The organism is Pseudonocardia halophobica (genome assembly GCF_027922425.1).
GTDB classification, from domain to species: Bacteria; Actinomycetota; Actinomycetes; order Mycobacteriales; family Pseudonocardiaceae; genus Pseudonocardia; species Pseudonocardia halophobica.
The window spans coordinates 63542-79145 of the sequence record NZ_BSFQ01000003.1 but is presented as its reverse complement, the minus strand read 5'-3'; the positions used below and the strand labels follow the sequence as shown (position 1 = coordinate 79145).

At 70.4% G+C, this 15604-nt stretch carries 18 protein-coding genes; 15 read left to right on the top strand and 3 right to left on the bottom strand.

Going from position 1 to position 15604, the window contains the following annotated elements; genetic code table 11:
* Positions 1 to 45: 45 nt before the first annotated feature.
* Positions 46 to 843: an SDR family NAD(P)-dependent oxidoreductase gene (locus PKE99_RS04785; RefSeq protein ID WP_037043723.1), complete on the bottom strand. Its 798-nt coding sequence runs from the start codon at positions 841 to 843 to the stop codon at positions 46 to 48.
* A gap of 146 nt (positions 844 to 989) precedes the next feature.
* Here PKE99_RS04785 and PKE99_RS04780 point away from each other — a divergent pair, with 146 nt between their 5' ends.
* From PKE99_RS04780 to PKE99_RS04710, 15 genes are all read left to right on the top strand, one after another.
* Complete coding sequence (locus PKE99_RS04780; RefSeq protein ID WP_037043726.1) at positions 990 to 2243, top strand: cytochrome P450; 1254 nt, start codon at positions 990 to 992, stop codon at positions 2241 to 2243.
* A gap of 26 nt (positions 2244 to 2269) precedes the next feature.
* A complete protein-coding gene (locus tag PKE99_RS04775) occupies positions 2270 to 2461 on the top strand; it encodes a ferredoxin (RefSeq protein ID WP_037043729.1) in 192 nt (63 codons plus the stop codon).
* A gap of 23 nt (positions 2462 to 2484) precedes the next feature.
* The gene (locus PKE99_RS04770; protein ID WP_037043737.1) at positions 2485 to 2937 is read left to right on the top strand and encodes a MaoC family dehydratase; all 453 of its coding nucleotides are present in this window, start codon (positions 2485 to 2487) and stop codon (positions 2935 to 2937) included.
* Positions 2938 to 3047: 110 nt separating this feature from the next.
* On the top strand, positions 3048 to 4343 hold the full coding sequence (locus PKE99_RS04765) for an aromatic ring-hydroxylating oxygenase subunit alpha (RefSeq protein ID WP_231498141.1): 1296 nt from the start codon (positions 3048 to 3050) through the stop codon (positions 4341 to 4343).
* Complete coding sequence (locus PKE99_RS04760) at positions 4340 to 4858, top strand: aromatic-ring-hydroxylating dioxygenase subunit beta (RefSeq protein WP_051737170.1); 519 nt, start codon at positions 4340 to 4342, stop codon at positions 4856 to 4858. Before PKE99_RS04765 ends, PKE99_RS04760 begins: the two co-directional genes overlap by 4 nt.
* 34 nt (positions 4859 to 4892) lie before the next feature.
* Positions 4893 to 5114 carry a hypothetical protein gene (locus tag PKE99_RS04755; protein ID WP_197040555.1) on the top strand — a complete coding sequence of 74 codons (222 nt, stop codon included), beginning with the start codon at positions 4893 to 4895 and terminating at the stop codon, positions 5112 to 5114.
* Complete coding sequence (locus PKE99_RS04750; RefSeq protein ID WP_037043738.1) at positions 5111 to 5896, top strand: enoyl-CoA hydratase/isomerase family protein; 786 nt, start codon at positions 5111 to 5113, stop codon at positions 5894 to 5896. The genes PKE99_RS04755 and PKE99_RS04750 overlap by 4 nt, the downstream gene beginning before the upstream one ends.
* Positions 5893 to 6696 carry an enoyl-CoA hydratase/isomerase family protein gene (locus PKE99_RS04745; protein ID WP_231498142.1) on the top strand — a complete coding sequence of 268 codons (804 nt, stop codon included), beginning with the start codon at positions 5893 to 5895 and terminating at the stop codon, positions 6694 to 6696. Before PKE99_RS04750 ends, PKE99_RS04745 begins: the two co-directional genes overlap by 4 nt.
* Before the next feature lie 37 nt (positions 6697 to 6733).
* Positions 6734 to 7597, top strand: coding sequence for an SDR family NAD(P)-dependent oxidoreductase (locus PKE99_RS04740; RefSeq protein ID WP_037043740.1), 864 nt, complete (start codon positions 6734 to 6736; stop codon positions 7595 to 7597).
* A gap of 133 nt (positions 7598 to 7730) precedes the next feature.
* Positions 7731 to 9134 carry an aldehyde dehydrogenase family protein gene (locus tag PKE99_RS04735; RefSeq protein WP_051737171.1) on the top strand — a complete coding sequence of 468 codons (1404 nt, stop codon included), beginning with the start codon at positions 7731 to 7733 and terminating at the stop codon, positions 9132 to 9134.
* Positions 9135 to 9204: 70 nt separating this feature from the next.
* Positions 9205 to 10419, top strand: a complete 1215-nt coding sequence (locus PKE99_RS04730) for an acetyl-CoA C-acetyltransferase (protein WP_037043741.1) — start codon at positions 9205 to 9207, stop codon at positions 10417 to 10419.
* Positions 10416 to 11615 (top strand): CoA transferase, encoded by a 1200-nt coding sequence (locus tag PKE99_RS04725; protein WP_037043743.1) that lies wholly within the window; start codon positions 10416 to 10418, stop codon positions 11613 to 11615. The genes PKE99_RS04730 and PKE99_RS04725 overlap by 4 nt, the downstream gene beginning before the upstream one ends.
* On the top strand, positions 11608 to 11838 hold the full coding sequence (locus PKE99_RS04720; protein WP_037043744.1) for a GntR family transcriptional regulator: 231 nt from the start codon (positions 11608 to 11610) through the stop codon (positions 11836 to 11838). The genes PKE99_RS04725 and PKE99_RS04720 overlap by 8 nt, the downstream gene beginning before the upstream one ends.
* Positions 11835 to 12587, top strand: coding sequence for a 3-oxoacyl-ACP reductase FabG (gene fabG / locus PKE99_RS04715; protein WP_037043746.1), 753 nt, complete (start codon positions 11835 to 11837; stop codon positions 12585 to 12587). Before PKE99_RS04720 ends, fabG begins: the two co-directional genes overlap by 4 nt.
* A gap of 46 nt (positions 12588 to 12633) precedes the next feature.
* Entirely contained in the window at positions 12634 to 13473 is an 840-nt protein-coding gene (locus PKE99_RS04710) for an alpha/beta fold hydrolase (RefSeq protein WP_081923989.1), read from the top strand.
* 42 nt (positions 13474 to 13515) lie between these two features.
* On the opposite strand, the gene PKE99_RS04705 is transcribed toward PKE99_RS04710, so the two are convergent.
* Together PKE99_RS04705 and PKE99_RS04700 are read right to left on the bottom strand one after the other, a co-directional pair.
* Positions 13516 to 14562 (bottom strand): alpha/beta hydrolase, encoded by a 1047-nt coding sequence (locus tag PKE99_RS04705; protein ID WP_037043747.1) that lies wholly within the window; start codon positions 14560 to 14562, stop codon positions 13516 to 13518.
* Positions 14563 to 14697: 135 nt separating this feature from the next.
* Positions 14698 to 15489 carry a coniferyl-alcohol dehydrogenase gene (locus PKE99_RS04700; RefSeq protein WP_037043749.1) on the bottom strand — a complete coding sequence of 264 codons (792 nt, stop codon included), beginning with the start codon at positions 15487 to 15489 and terminating at the stop codon, positions 14698 to 14700.
* Between the last annotated feature and the right edge of the window lie 115 nt (positions 15490 to 15604).

Below are 15604 nucleotides of genomic sequence, written 5' to 3'. Positions count from 1 at the left end.
CAGTGTGCCGGGGAGTCAATCTGCCGCCCGCCGGGTCAGGGAACGTCACGGCATCGAGGAGCCCCCGCCGACCGCGACCACCTGGCCGGTGACCTGGCGGGCCACGGTCTCCGATGCGAGCCACGCGACGGCATTGCCGACGTCCTTGGGGGTGGTGAGCCTGCGGAGGGCCTGAGTCTTCAGGATCGACTGCACCTGTTCGGGGGAGAACAGGTTGTCCCGGCCCACGGCCCACACGCTGTGCGCGCCGACCTCGGCGTCCTCCGGCGGCAGCACGATCCCCGGCGCGACAACGTTCGCGCGGATGCCATAGCGCCCGTTCTCGCGGGCGATCGTGCGTGCGAGCGAGATCAGGGCGGCTTTGGTGCTGCCGTAGATGCCCTGTCGCACCGCGCCGAAAGCCGCATCGCTGGAGAGGAACACGATCGCGCCGCGCCCGGCCTCCTGCATGGTCACGAGGGCGGCCTGGCTGCAGTCGACGGCTGCGAGCAGGTTGAGATCGACCGTGCGGTGCCACAGCTCGCGGTCGGTCTGCTCGGTGAACCAGCCTGGGCTGCTCCAACCCGCGTTATTGACCAGCACGTCGATGCCGCCCCACAGCTCTACGCAGCGCGCAACGACCTGCCCGCCCGCGCCGTCGGACGTCAGGTCGATCGGCAGGGCTGCCGCATCCTTCGCGCCGAGCGCTGTCGCCTCTCGGGCTACCTGTTCAGCCTGCTCGCGATCGACGTCCACGACGAGCACACGGGCACCCTCGCGGGCAAAGACGTGGGCGATGCCGCGACCGATGTTGGCACCCGCTCCGGTGACGACGACGCGCGCGTCCGTGTGTCCCAGGTCCATCGTGCTCCCTCGCATGCGATCATCGACTCGGTTTCGACGCCAGATTAAGCCAGCCTGCCCGCCTTGACAGTAGCGGGCGGGCGTGGTGTTCTGCGGTTAACGCAGGTTAAAAACGTTGGTCCCGAACGACCCGCCAGGGAGTGGCAATGGTGCAGACTCGCCCCGCATACGACACTGTGTCCGTCGGTTCGCTCGAGTTCTGGGCGAAGACTCCCGAGGAGCGGGAGGAGCGCTTCCGGATCCTGCGTGACGAGCGGCCGGTCAGCTGGCAGCGCCCCGCCGAGGGCTCCATGCTGCCGCAGGAGGACGGCGCGGGGTTCTGGGCGGTGACCCGACATGCCGACATCCAGACGGTCAGCAAGAACCCCAAGGACTTCTGTTCCGGCCAGGGCGTCATGATCGAGGACGTCCCGCCGGACATCCTGGAGGCGGCGTCGTCGTTCCTCGCGATGGACGCCCCACGGCACACCCAGTTGCGCAAGCTGGTCAGCGCGGCGTTCACGCCGAAGCAGGTCAAGAGGATCGACGAGCAGATCAAGGACCAGGCTCGCCGCATCACCGACGAGCTCATCGAGGTCGGGGACTGCGACTTCGTCGACCAGGTCGCCCGCAAGCTCCCGATGTGGACCATCTACGAGATGTGCGGGCTCCCGGCCGAGCGCCGCTCCGACGCCGCGCACGCCGCTGACGGAATGGTCTCCTGGTCCGACGAGGACGTCCGGCAGGGCAAGGAGCCGGCCGAGCTGCTCAACGACTCGCTCATCACGTTGATCAACATCGGCATCGACCTGGCGGAGGACCGTCGGGCCCACCCGCGCGACGACCTGATGACGAACCTCGTCCAGGCTGAGGTGGACGGCGTCAAGCTCACGGACGAGGACATCGCCGCGTTCTTCGTGTTGCTGTCCGTGGCGGGCAACGACACGACGCGCAACACCATCACCCGCACCCTGGAGGCGCTGACCCGGTTCCCGGACCAGCGCAAGATCCTGCAGGCGGACTACGAGGGCACGATCGGTGTCGCGATCGAGGAGTTCGTCCGCTGGGCCAGTCCGGTGATGACGTTCAAGCGCGTCGCAACGCGGGACGTCGAGCTGCAGGGGCAGCAGATCCGCGAGGGCGACTGGGTCGTCATGTACTACGCCTCCGGGAACCGGGACGAGCGCGCCTTCGCAGACCCGTACACGTTCGACGTGCGCCGCACGCCGAACCAGCACGTCGGCTTCGGCGGCGGGGGGCCGCACTTCTGCATGGGCAACGTCCTCGCCAAGACGCAGCTGCGGGCCCTCTTCGACCAGCTCCTGCACCGGGTGCCGGACCTCCAGGGGGGCGAGCCGGTGCAGGTCGTCGGCAATTTCGTGGACGGCGTCAAGTCGATGCCCTGCACGCTCAATCTCTGACCATTCGACAGACGAAGGAGGACCATATGAAGGTCTGCGTCGACTATGACAAGTGCACCGGGCTGGGACTCTGTGAGTCGCTGGCCCCGGAGTTCTTCGAGGTCCAGGACGACGGCTCGCTCGAGCTGCTGCAGACCGAGGGCGCGGAGAGCCAGCGTGCCGAGCTCGAGGAGGCCGTGCGCGCCTGCCCCACCGAGGCGCTGAGCCTCGAGGGCTGACCGGACGACAGGGAGGAAGTCGAATGAGGACCTTCGCCGACCCGAACGAGTTCGCCGCCGCCAAGGGGGAGACACTCGGCCCCACCGACTGGGTGGAGATCGACCAGGTGCGAGTCGACACGTTCGCCGAGGCGACCGGGGACCACCAGTGGATCCACGTCGACCCGGAGCGGGCGAAGTCGGGGCCGTTCGGCGGCACGATCGCCCATGGGTTTCTGACGCTGTCGCTGCTGCCCGAGCTGCTCGGGCGGCTCTACACCGTGGAGAACGTGGCGATGGGGATCAACTACGGGCTGAACAAGGTCCGGTTCCCCTCGCCCGTCCCCGTGGGTGCGCGGGTGCGCCTGACCACCACGATCGCCGACTCGGTGCCGGGGGAGAGGTTCGTGGACATCACCCTGAGCTCGGCGATCGAGGTGGAGGGCGGCGGCAAGCCCGCCTGCGTGATCGAGAGCATCGCCCGCCTCTACGGCTGAACCACAGACCGCCCGGATTGCAGGGGCGGTGTCGTGGGCGTACTATTTAATCGGCATTAAGCAAGTGGCCGGCGTCGGCGCTGGTCACCGGTCAACGAGAGGAGCCGACCGTGACGCTGACGGACATCCCCACCTCCTCGTCCGGCGCGCGGGGGCCCGCGGCGCCGTACGACGAGCTGATCGAGGCACAGCGTGTGCACGGGTCGCTATATACGTCGCCCGCGATCTTTGCCGACGAGCTCGAGCAGATCTGGTACCGCACGTGGGTCTACGTCGGCCACGTGAGCGAGATCGCAGAGCCGAACGATTACGTGCGCAAGAACATCGGCCCGCAGGACGTGATCATGACGCGCAGCGCGGACGGCGAGGTGCACCTGCTCCTCAACCGCTGCGCGCACCGCGGCAACCTGGTCTGTGAGGCGGACGCGGGCAATTCGAGCTCGTTCCGTTGCCCCTACCACGGCTGGACCTACCGCAACACCGGCGACATGCTCGGCTACCCGTTCCACGGGGGCTACGGCGGCCGCGGCAAGCTCGACCTCGGGCTCGGCCGGGTGCCGCGCGTCGGGATCTACCAGGGCTTCGTTTTCGGCAGCTTCGCGCCCGACGGGCCTACGCTCGAGGAGCACCTTGGTGAGGCGAAGGGGGAGATCGACCGACTGGTGCGGCTGTCGCCGGAGGGCGAGGTCGAGATCACCGCGGGCTTCCTCAAGCACAAGGCGCGCGCGAACTGGAAGTTGCTCGCGGAGAACGAGACGGACGGTTACCACCCGCAATTCGTGCACGCATCGATCTTCAGCGTGGCGCAGAGCGGCATCGGTGCGCTCTACGGCGAGAAGTCCACGGCGGTCACCCGTGCGCTGGGCAACGGGCACAGCGAGAACGACCTGCGGCCCGAGTTCCGCCGGATCGGCGCCCCGCTCGGCTGGTTCGGCACGACCGAGGAGAAGGTCCCGGAGTACTCCGCCGCGATGCGCGCCCGATACGGCGACGCCGCGGAGGAGATCCTCATCGAGGGCGCTCCGCACGTGATGATCTTCCCGAACCTGTTCATCGCCGAGATCCAGATGTTCACCATCCAGCCGTTGGCGGCGAACCTGACCGTGCAGCACGTCACGGCGGTGCAGTTCAAGGGTGCTCCCGAGATGAACAAGCGGATGTTGCAGCAGTGCATCGGCTCCGTCGGGCCCGCGGGCATGCTGCTCGCGGACGACACCGAGATGTACGAGCGCAACCAGGCCGGTGTCGCCGAGTTGCGCCCCGAGTGGCTGGACGTGCGGCGCGGCGTGCACCGCGAGGAGATCGACGAGCGTGGGCTGACCGTCGGCGGCGCCACGGACGAGACCGGCATGCGTGGGTTCTGGAAGCACTACAAGCACCTGATGACCGAAGGACGGGCCCAGTGACCGCCGCAGCCACGGCGATCCCGACCGACGCCGAGCCCACCCAGCTCGACGTCCGGGACGTCGAGCAGTTCCTCTACCGCGAGGCCCGGTTCGCCGACGAGCACCGCTACGACGACTGGGAGGCGCTCTGGACCCAGGACGGTCTGTACTGGGTTCCCGCCAACGACGACGACGCCGACCGCATGGCGAAGATGTCGATCATCCACGACAACCGCAGTCGGATCGCCACCCGGATTCGGCAGTTCCAGACCGGACGTAGGCACTCACAGGTGCCGCACTCGCGGCTGCGACGCGTCGTGTCCAACGTGGAGATCCTCGGCAACGCCGAGAACGGGGACCTGGAGGTCGGGGCGAACTTCGTCCTGGTCGAGTCCCGGGAGCGGAGCAACGAGCTGTGGGCGGGCCGCTACACCTACCGCCTTCGCGTGGTCGACGGGGCGATCGCCATGTCTTACAAGAAGGTCGCCCTCGTCGACAACGCACGGGCGATCGCCACGCTGTCGTTCCTGATCTGACCTGCCCACCCGATCCGACGAGGTTCCCGAGCTGATGTACATCCGACCCGACATCGTCGGCAACGAGTTCGCCGAGGTCTCGTTGACCATCGACGAGGAGGCCAACAGTCGCAGGCTGCGGCTGGAGGACTTGAAGACCGGCAAGGTCCGGTACCTCGATGCGCTGGAGCTGGAGACGCTGGTCTGGCTGCCCGAGGGCAACCTCGCCAAGCTGTTGGACCCCTCCGCGGACCGCTGGCGCGAGGAGGACGCGTGAGTGTCGAGGCGGACCCCGTCCTCCTCGAGGTCGAGGACCAGGCCGACGGCCGGGTCGCGAGGGTCACGCTGAACCGCCCGGAAGCCCGCAACGCCATCACCGTGGATCTGGCCGCGGCTCTGCGGGAGCGGCTGGCGGAGGCGGCGGAGCGCGCGGACGTGATCGTCATCCGCGGTTCGGGTGGACACTTCTGCGCGGGCGGGGACTTCCACGAGGTGTCCCGGCTCCGCGCGGAAGGCGCCGAAGCGCTCCGGCCGCTGTTCGAGACGTTCATCGGGGCCTGCGAGCTCATCGCCGAGCTGCCGGTGCCGGTGGTGGCCGCCGTCGAGGGCTATGCGATGGCGGGCGGCTTCGAGCTGATCCAGTCCGTCGACATCGCCGTCGTGCGCGAGGACGCGGTCCTCGCTGACAACCACGCCAACTTCGGGATGATCCCCGGCGGCGGCGGCTCGCAACGGCTGCCGCGGATCGTCGGCGTGCCGCGGGCGTTGGGGCACATCCTGCTGGGGAACCGGCTCAGCGGGGCGCAGGCCGCCGAGTGGGGCCTGGTCTATCGCGCCGCGCCCGCGTCGGAGTTCGACGCCGTTCTTGACCAGGTCGTCGCGAACCTCGCGGGCAAGGACAGGGACGCACTGGCCCGCATCAAGCACCTCGTCCGGGCCGGGTTGCGCGGCTCGCTGACAGACGGCCTCGCTGCTGAGGTCGAGACGACCCTCGCCCACCTGGGTGGGGAGAAGGCCGGCGTCGGGATCGGCCGGTTCATGGGGAGAGAACGCGCGTGAAGCTGATCGACACCGGCATGGTCCTGCTGGACCTCGACGAGGACGGCGTGGGCCACCTGCGGCTCAACCGGCCCGAGGCCGCCAACGGCATGAACGTCCCGTTCTTGCGTGCCCTCTACGACGGCATCATGGTCGCGACCGGGCAACCCGGGTTGCGTGTACTGGTGCTCAGCGGCGAGGGCCCGAACTTCTGCGCGGGCGGGGACGTCAAGACGTTCGCGAGCAAGGGGGAGGCGCTCCCGGACTATCTGCGCGAGGCCACCGCCTGGCTGCAGAACGTCGCCGCCGGTCTGCTCGCCCTGCCGGTGCCGGTGGTGACCGCGGTGCACGGGTTCGCCGCGGGCGGCGGCGGCCTGGGCCTGGTGTGCGCGTCGGACATCGTGGTCGCGGCGGAGTCCGCGAAGTTCATGTCCGGAGCCGCCCGGGTCGGCATGGCACCGGACGCGGGATCCTCGGCCACGCTCCCTCAGCTGGTCGGGGTGCGCAAGGCCATGGAGATCCTCTTGCTCAATCCCACCCTCTCCGCGTCTGAGGCGCTGGAGATCGGGTTGATCACCAAGGTCGTCCCGGACGAGGACCTGCACGCCGAGGCCCTCGCGGTCGCCAGGTCCATCGCGGCCGGCGCACCGAGGGCCCACGGCGCGATCAAGCGCCTCGTGTGGTCGGGTCTGGGCAACCGGGTCGAGGCGCAGCTCCCCGAGGAGGCCCGCACCGTGTCCGAGCTCTCGGGCACCGCCGACGCCCGGGAAGGTCTGGCTGCGGTGTTGGAACGCCGCAGGCCCGTCTTCACCGGCAACTGATCGCCGCATCCACTCGACGAAGAGGAGTCCGTACGTCATGGCAGGAGTCGAAGGTCGCGTCATCGCCGTCACCGGGGCAGGCAACGGCCTGGGCAGGGAGTACGCTCGGCTGCTGGCCGCGGGCGGCGCAAAGGTCGTCGTCAACGACCTGGGGGGTGCCCGGGACGGCAGTGGGGGCGGCGTAGCCGCCGCCGACGCTGTCGTCGAGGAGATCACGGCTGCGGGCGGCGAGGCCGTCGCGAACCACGACAGCGTGGCCACGGAGGCCGGGGGCGCCGCGGTGGTGCAGACCGCGTTGGACGCCTACGGCCGCATCGACGGCGTGGTGTCCAACGCCGGCATCCTGCGGGACAAGTCGTTCCACAAGATGTCGGCCGACGACTGGGACGCCGTTCAGCAGGTGCACCTGTACGGCGGGTTCAACGTGATCCATGCTGCGTGGCCGCACTTCCGCGAGCAGAAGCACGGCCGGATCGTCGTGGCCACCTCGACCTCGGGCATTTACGGCAACTTCGGCCAAGCCAATTACGGCGCCGCCAAGGGCGGGCTCATCGGGCTGATCAACACACTGGCCATCGAGGGGGCCAAGAGCGGCATCATCGCCAACGCCATCGCGCCGATGGCAGGCACCCGGATGACTGAGGACCTGGTGCCCGCCGAGGTCTTCGAACGTCTGAACCCGGCACACGTCGCCCCCGTTGTGGGATACCTGATGACGGACGAGTGCACCGAGACCGCCGGAGTGCTCGTGGCGGGCGGCGGGATGGTCCACCGGGTGTGCTGGTTCCAGACGAAGGGCGTGACCTTCGCCGAGGTGCCGTCCATCGCGCAGGTGGGAGACCGGTGGTCGGAGATCGTCGACCTGGACGGCGCGGTGCCGGGGTCCAATCCCGTCGCCTGATCCGCACCGCCCCCGCCTGGACGCCCCCGACCTCCGTCGGGGGCGTCCCGTCGCGTCGAGGACTGGACCGTGCACCTGTTTTAATCTAGATTAATAAGGCGGCGACGCGGCCGCCGGGAAGTTGGGAGACGACATGACCTCAGTGGCACCCCGGGTCGCCGAGGCGGCGGAGCAGCCGGAGGTGGCGGCCACTGTCGCGCGACTGAGAACCGTGTTCGCTTCTGGGCGTACCCGGCCCGCCGAGTGGCGCATCCGCCAGCTGGCGGGAATCGAGCGTCTGCTTGCCGAGCGGGAGCCCGACATCGCGGCGGCCCTGGCCGAGGACCTGGGGCGTCCTGCGCCCTACTCCTGGCTGGGGGACATCGCCTCCACCGCCGCCGAAGCGGCCTACGCCCGCAAGCACGTGAAGCGGTGGATGCGCCGTCGTGGCACCCGGCTGCCGCTGTCGATGCTGCCGGGCAAGGGCTTCTACCAGTACGAGCCGTTGGGCGTCGTGCTCGTGATCGGGCCCTGGAACTACCCGGTCTACCTGACTCTCGGGCCGCTCATCGCCGCCGTCGCGGCGGGCAACGCGGCCGTGGTCAAGCCATCGGAGCACGCCCCTGCGACATCGGCGCTCATTGCCCGGCTGATCCCGGAGTACCTCGACCCTGACGCAGTCGCGGTCCTGGAGGGGGACGCGTCGGTCACCCAGGCCATCCTCGCCCGGGGCGTGGACCTGGCGTTCTTCACCGGCGGACCGGAGATCGGCAAAAGGGTCATGGAGGCGGCGTCCGCGCACCTCACGCCCGTGGTCCTCGAGCTCGGCGGCAAGAGCCCGGTCATCATCACCGCGGACGCCGACGTCGAGGTCGCCGCCCGGCGGATCGCGTGGGTGAAGCTGATGAACTCCGGGCAGACGTGCATCGCCCCGGACTACGTGCTCGTCGACGCGGCGGTGAAGGACCGGCTGGTCGCGGCGATCCGACGCACCGTCGAGGAGTTCCAGCGGGGCGAGCCTGCCGCGCAGCGGATCGTGAACCGCCGCCAGTTCGACCGGCTGTCCGGTCTGCTCACAGATCACGGAGGCGAGGTCGTGCTCGGCGGAGGCCGGGACGAGGCCGCCGTGGCGATCGAGCCCACCGTCGTCGTCGACCCCTCGCCCGACTCGGCACTCATGGCGGAGGAGATCTTCGGTCCGATCCTGCCCGTGCTGACGGTCGACTCAATCGACGCCGCACTGTCCTTCGTCACCGCGCGGCCCAAGCCCCTCGGGCTCTACCTGTTCACCGGTTCCAAAGGAATCAAGGAGCGGGTCCTGGCCGAGACCAGCTCCGGCGGAGTCGTGATCAACCACCTGGCCATGCACTGCCTGGTCCCGCAGCTCCCCTTCGGCGGCGTCGGGAACAGCGGGATGGGCGCCTACCACGGTGAGTGGGGCTTCCAGGCGCTCAGCCACCGCAAAGCGGTGCTGGCCAAGCCGGCCAAGCCGGACCCGGCCCTGATGTACCCGCCGTACACCGACAAGAAGATGAAGCTGCTGCGCCGCTTCATGTAGTCCGGAGCCTCCGCGGGCGGCCACACCACCGCCCGGCCGCCCGCGGACCCGGGAACGAGGAGGACCAACCGTGCCCGACGCCGTGATCTGCGAACCGCTGCGTACCCCCGTCGGCGGGTTCGGCGGCTCGCTGCGCGACCTGCGCGCCCACGAGCTCGCCTCGACCGTGATCGCCGCGCTCATGGAGCGGACGGGACTGCCGCCCGACTCGGTCGACGACGTGCTGCTCGGGAACTGCTACCCCACCATGGACGCGCCCGCGCTCGGTCGGGTCGCCGCGCTCGACGCCGGACTGCCCGTGACCGCGTCGGGCCTGCAGATCGACCGCCGCTGCGGCTCGGGCCTGCAAGCCGTGATCTATGCGGCGATGCAGGTCCAGGCGGGTGCGTCGCAGGTGGTGCTCGCCGGGGGCGCGGAGTCGATGAGCAACGCGCCGTTCTACAGCACTTCGATGCGCTGGGGTGCGAAGGCCGGGCCCGGGGTCATGCTGCACGACTCGCTGTCCACCGGCCGAATGCGCGCGGGCGGGGACCGCTACCCCGTCCCCGGAGGGATGCTCGAGACCGCGGAGAACCTGCGCCGCGAGTACTCGATCGCGCGAGAGGAACAGGACGAGTACGCGGCACGGAGCCATCAGCGCGCCGCGGCGGCCCGCCAGTCCGGGCTGTTCGCCGAGGAGATCGTCCCGGTGACCGTCCGGACCCGGAAGGGCGAGGTCGTCGTCGACACCGACGAGCACATCCGGCCGGACTCGACCGCCGAGAAGCTCGCGGGTCTGCGCCCGGTGCTGAGCCGCGACGATCCGGAGGCCACCGTCACGGCCGGCAACGCGTCCGGGCAGAACGACGGTGCCGCCGTCTGCGTCGTCACCAGCCCGGAGAAGGCCGCCGAGCTCGGGTTGCGTCCGCTCGTTCGCCTCGTCTCGTGGGGCGTCGGCGGGGTGCCGCCGCGGACGATGGGAATCGGGCCCGTGCCCGCCGTGGCCCGCGCGCTGGACAACGCCGAGCTGGCGCTCAAGGACGTCGATCTGGTCGAGCTGAACGAGGCGTTCGCCGCGCAGGTGCTGGCGTGCACCCGCGAGTGGGGTTTCACCCCGTCGGACTTCGACCGGTTCAACGTGCACGGCTCGGGCATCTCGCTCGGCCACCCGGTGGGCGCCACCGGCGGGCGGATCCTGGCCACGTTGAGCCGAGAGATGGTGCGTCGGGACGTCCGATACGGCGTCGAGACCATGTGCATCGGCGGCGGGCAGGGACTGGCCGCGGTGTTCGAGAAGGTCGCGTGAGCGCGCAGCGTCCGCTGGCCGGGCTCGGTGTCGTCGAGTGCGCGAGCTTCGTCGCCGGGCCCACCGGCGGCATGACGCTCGCCCAGCTCGGAGCCGACGTTATCCGTGTCGATCCGGTCGGCGGCGGCTCGGACCACCTGCGCTGGCCGCTTGCGCCGGACGGCGAGAGCTATTACTGGGCGTCGCTGAACAAGGGCAAGAGCTCGGTCGCGGTGGACCTGCGGTCGGACGAGGGCCGTGAGCTGGTCGTCGGGCTGGTCGCCGCCATCGGGGTCCTGGTGGACAACGTGGTCGGCCGGCGCTGGATGGCCCATCCCGTGCTCGCCGAGCGCAGGCCGGACCTGGTTCACGTGCGCGTCCAGGGCTATCCGGACGGACGGCCGGCGGTGGACTACACCGTCAACGCCGAGGTCGGAATCCCGCAGATCACCGGGTCGGAGGACGGCGGCGCTCCGGTCAACCACGTCCTGCCCGCCTGGGACCTGGTCACCGGACTCAGCGTGTCCACCGCGGTGCTCGCCGGACTGCACCACCGCTTCCGGACGGGCGAGGGCTCGTTCGTCGAGATCGCGCTGTCGGACGTGGCCCTCGCCGGCGTCGCGAACCTCGGCTGGCTCTCGGAGGCTGTCGACCGCGGCCGGGAGCGGCCCCGCCACGGGAACCACGTGTACGGCTCGTTCGGCGTGGACTTCGCCTGCTCGGACGGCGAGCGGGTGATGGTCGTCGCGCTCACCCCCGGGCAGTGGTCTGCGCTCATGGCGGTGACGGGAACCGCGGAGGTGTTCACCGCGCTGGAGTCGGCCCTGGCGGCTGACCTGACCCAGGAGGCCGAGCGCTACCGGCTCCGGGAGACGATCGCGGCCGTGCTCCGGCCGTGGTTCGCCGCGCGGGACGTCAAGCAGGTCCGGGACGAGTTGGAGGCCGCGAGAGTGCTCTGGGGCCGCTACCAGGGCATGCCGGACGTCGTGACCGCGCACCGGACCGGTGCCCACCCGGTGCTCGCGGACGTCCCTATGCCGCACGGCGAGCTACTGATCACTGCACGGTCGCCGCTGCGCTGGGCGGGCGAGCACGGGGAGGCGGGCACGCCGTCCGCCCTGGGCGCGGACACCGAGAGGATCCTCGCGGACGTGCTCGGCCTGACCGGTGCGGAGATCGGTGGCCTGCGGGACCGGAAGGTCATCTCCGGTGTCTGATCCGCACGCGGCGGCCGACGCCGCCCTCCGGACCCAGGTCCGCTGCACCGCGACGGGGGCTCGGCTGCCCGCCGAGCGCGTGCTCGCCGCGCAGCTCGGCGTCGGTCGGGCGGTCGTGCGGTCGGCTCTCAAGCGGCTCGACGCCAACGGGCTGGTCTGCACATTGTCGCAGGTGGGCACCGTGGTGGTGCGCCACGAGAACGAGACGAGGAGGACGAGATGAGCAGCAGGGTCGCGATCGTCACCGGGGCCGCGCGCGGGCTCGGGTCGGCCACGGCGGTCCGGCTCGCGCAGGACGGCCTGGCCGTCGCGGTGCTGGACCTGGACGAGGCGAGCGCCAAGGCCACGGTGGACGCCGTCGCCGGAGTCGGGGGGTCCGCCGTCGCGGTCGGCGCGGACGTCTCGGACCCAGCGGCGGTCGAGGCGGCGGTAGCGCGTGTGACGGAGGAGCTCGGCGCCCCCACGGTGCTGGTCAACAACGCGGGCATCACCCGGGACAACCTGTTGTTCAAGATGTCCGAGTCGGATTGGGACGCGGTGCTCGGCGTCCACCTCCGCGGGTCGTTCCTGATGACGAAGGCCGTGCAGAAGCACATGGTCGCGGCCGGCTGGGGTCGGATCGTGAACCTGTCGTCGACGTCGGCGCTGGGCAACCGCGGCCAGGCCAACTACTCGACCGCCAAGGCCGGGCTGCAGGGTTTCACCAAGACCCTGGCGATCGAGCTCGGCAGGTTCGGCGTCACGGCGAACTGCATCGCGCCCGGCTTCATCGCCAGCGACATGACGAGGGCGACGGCCGAGCGGATCGGCCAGGACTGGGAGGCCTACGTCGCCCAGCGCGCGGCGGCGATCCCGGTCGCACGGGCGGGTGAGCCCGAGGACATCGCCAACGCGGTCTCGTTCTTCGTCGACGAGCGAGCCGGTTTCGTGTCCGGTCAGGTCCTCTACGTCGCGGGCGGTCCGCGCGCCTGAACAGGACCGGTCGGGGGGTCAGAGACGACACCCGGAGGTGGAACGGATGAACGACCTCGCAGCCGCCCACGTGGGCGGTGCGGGCAGCACGATGGTGCTGCTGCATGATGTGCTCTCGTCCTGGCGGGCTTGGCGTCCGCTGTTGGCCGCTCTCGAGTCACACCACACGGTGCTTGCTCCGACCCTTCGAGGACATAACGGTGGCGGACCCCTGGCTGCGGACCCGCGGCGAGTGCTCTCCTCCCTCGTCGACGGCGTCGAACGGGCCATGGACGCCACGCGGCTGGGTCGCGCCCACATCGTCGGGAACGGGCTGGGCGGATGGGTCGGCCTCGAGCTGGCCCGGCGCGGCCGCGCCCGGTCCGTCACGGCGCTGTCGCCGATGGGTGCGTGGCGGGAACCGGGTGACCTCGAACGTCTGCTGCGGGGGATCCGGCGGGCGAACCGGTCGTGGACCGCGGTGCCCCGCCTGCCGGTAGCCGGAGGAGTCCGCCGGCTCGTCCTCGGCCGGTGGGTCGCGCGCCCCGACCTGCTGTCCGCTGAAGCCGTCGCCACCGTCGTTTACGATGCCGTCGGATGCACCGGGCTCGACGTCCTTCTGGACGCGGTGCGTTCCACCGGTCCCGTGCCGTGCCTGCTTCCCGTGTGCCCCGTCATGGTGTGCTGGGGGAGCGCCGACCGGCTCTCGCCGTTCGAGGCCCACGGCAGGCCGCTGTTGAGTCTGCTCCCAGCCGCCGAGCTGCGCCGGCTGCCCGGCGTCGGGCACCGGCCCATGGACGACGACCCGGCCCTCGTCGCTGCGACCGTCCTCGGTCATGCGGCGGCCGCCGAGCGTGCGACCGGAGGGGGCGCCCGGATGGGGGCGCCCCCGATGCGGCACCCGTGACCGTCGCGAAGTCGGCCCTCGGGCCGACTTCGCGACGGCGATTCAGCGGCCGAAGTGTCGCAGCACGAACGCCGTCATGGCGTCGTAGGCGAGCGGCGCGGTTCGCTCGAGGTTGACGTCGTGCCCGCCGCCGGGCACCACGAACGCTTCGGAGGTCGCCCCGGGGCCGAAGTAGCCCGCCTCCTGTGTCGCCAGCGCGTCGGCCGACGAGCAGTCCGACGCTCCCGCGGAGCAGAAGATGCTGTCCTCCGAACCGTTCACGGTGAGGACCGGGACGTTGATCGCCGTGGACTCCGTGCGGGTGAGGAAGGTGGCGGCGGTCGCCAGCTCCAGGTCGTTGCCGGTGCCCTTCAACTCCTCGTCCAGCGCGACCACCGCCGGGTCCGCGTTGGGCAGGTGATAGAAAACCCCTCGGCTGCCCGGCCGGGTCGTCATGTAGCCGGGGTCCAGCCCGGCGTCGCGGTACTTCGGGTCGAGCGCGACGGGGACGGTGTTGGCGGCGACGTCCGTGGCGAGTGTGACGGCGTTGAGCTTGTGGCCCCCGCCAGTCGCGATCACCCCGTCGACGTCCTGGTAGCGACCGGCCTCGAGGTAGGCGGTCACGGAGCCGTAGCTGTGCCCGACCAGGACGACCTTCTCGAAGTGTCCTCCCAGGTCACCGCGGCGGACGGCCTGGATCACCTGGTGGACGGCGTCGGCGTGGTTGTCGTAGGTGAGCGTGGCGCTGAGCGGGTGTGACGAGTCGCCCGTGCCGATCCGGTCGATGTTGAGGGTGGCCTGTCCGGCCTCGCTCGCGTGCCGCACGTAGGAGTAGGTATCCGGCTCGTACGGCAGGTCCCAGTAGTACTGGCCGTAGGTGTAACCGTGGACCAGTACCTGCACCACGGAGGCGTCCAGCGGGCCGCAGAGGGTACCCGCGACGTCGCCCGCGCCGCCGAGGATCGTGACCGGCACCCGGACCGTCCTGCAGGCGGCGGGGTGGTCGGTCTGGTCCGCGGCCGCCGCGGGCGCGAGCAGCGCAGTCGCCGCGACGGCGGCCGCTGCGGCGGCGAGTCCGGCGACCAGCCTGGCACGTCGGGGGAAGGGCATGAGGCTCCGTTCGACGGTGAACCGTGTCGTCTGGGTTTAACGAAGATTCGGTTCCGCGGTATCGTCCGTCGATCGGGTGGCCGCATGCGAGGACCCCGCCCCCGGGCGAGGAGGCGGGGTCGTGGGGCGGTCGCGTCAGATGGTGGGGGCGGGCACCAGCCCGGCCAGCACCGCTCCGGTGATGCCACCGTCAGCGATGAGGGTGGTGCCGTTGATCCACCGCGAGTCGCGCGAGGCGAGGAAGACGACGGCCGAGGCGATGTCCGCGGCCGTGGCGTGCCTGCCGAGGAACGCCTTCACACCGTCGAGCGTCTCCTTGCCCATGCTCTCCTCGAAGTCCGCCAGGATCGGCGTCTCGACGGGTCCCGGGAGCACCGCGTTGATCCGCAGCTCGTTCATCTCTCGCACGGCTCCGCCCATGGCCAGGGTGTACACCGTGGCCGCCTCCTTGGAGAAGTTGTAGGCGTTGCCCTGCTGAGGGTGCTCGGCGAACCACTTCTCCCCCTCGGCGAAGGACTCGGTCGCCACGACCTCCTTGAGGACGTCGAGACGCTGCGGCCAGCCGAAGCCCGCGGTGGAGGAGACCACGACGATGGAGCCGCCCTCGTTCAGCCGCTCGAACAGCGACTCGGTGAGGTGGCGCATGCCGAGGAAGTTCACCTTGAACACGAGGTCCGCCGGGGCGGTGCCGGGGATGCCCGCGACGTTGAGCAGGGCATCGAAGTTCCCGTCGATCTGCTCCAGCGCCGCGTCGATGCTCGCAGGGTCGGCGAGGTCCACCTTCACGTGCTGCTCGACCGGTGCCGTGGGCGTGTTGCGGTCGAGGCTCACCACGGTGGCGCCCGCGGCGACGAGCTGCCGCGCGACGGCGTCCCCGATGCCCGACGCGGTGCCCGTGACCAGGCAGCGCAGTCCCTGAACGTCCATGTGGGTCCTCTCGATGTCGTCCATGACTCTCGCAATTGAAAGTAGATTAAACACGCCGAGTGGTCAAACGCGGACCGGTCTCCCGGACGACTCGCTGTCGCGGACCGACTCGACG

Bases quoted from the DNA above. Each gene is read 5' to 3' on its own strand.
- PKE99_RS04785 (WP_037043723.1), bottom strand. From the start codon at position 843: ATGGACCTGGGACACACGGACGCGCGCGTCGTCGTCACCGGAGCGGGT.
- PKE99_RS04780 (WP_037043726.1), top strand. From the start codon at position 990: ATGGTGCAGACTCGCCCCGCATACGACACTGTGTCCGTCGGTTCGCTC.
- PKE99_RS04775 (WP_037043729.1), top strand. From the start codon at position 2,270: ATGAAGGTCTGCGTCGACTATGACAAGTGCACCGGGCTGGGACTCTGT.
- PKE99_RS04770 (WP_037043737.1), top strand. From the start codon at position 2,485: ATGAGGACCTTCGCCGACCCGAACGAGTTCGCCGCCGCCAAGGGGGAG.
- PKE99_RS04755 (WP_197040555.1), top strand. From the start codon at position 4,893: ATGTACATCCGACCCGACATCGTCGGCAACGAGTTCGCCGAGGTCTCG.
- PKE99_RS04740 (WP_037043740.1), top strand. From the start codon at position 6,734: ATGGCAGGAGTCGAAGGTCGCGTCATCGCCGTCACCGGGGCAGGCAAC.
- PKE99_RS04735 (WP_051737171.1), top strand. From the start codon at position 7,731: ATGACCTCAGTGGCACCCCGGGTCGCCGAGGCGGCGGAGCAGCCGGAG.
- fabG (WP_037043746.1), top strand. From the start codon at position 11,835: ATGAGCAGCAGGGTCGCGATCGTCACCGGGGCCGCGCGCGGGCTCGGG.
- PKE99_RS04710 (WP_081923989.1), top strand. From the start codon at position 12,634: ATGAACGACCTCGCAGCCGCCCACGTGGGCGGTGCGGGCAGCACGATG.
- PKE99_RS04705 (WP_037043747.1), bottom strand. From the start codon at position 14,562: ATGCCCTTCCCCCGACGTGCCAGGCTGGTCGCCGGACTCGCCGCCGCA.
- PKE99_RS04700 (WP_037043749.1), bottom strand. From the start codon at position 15,489: ATGGACGTTCAGGGACTGCGCTGCCTGGTCACGGGCACCGCGTCGGGC.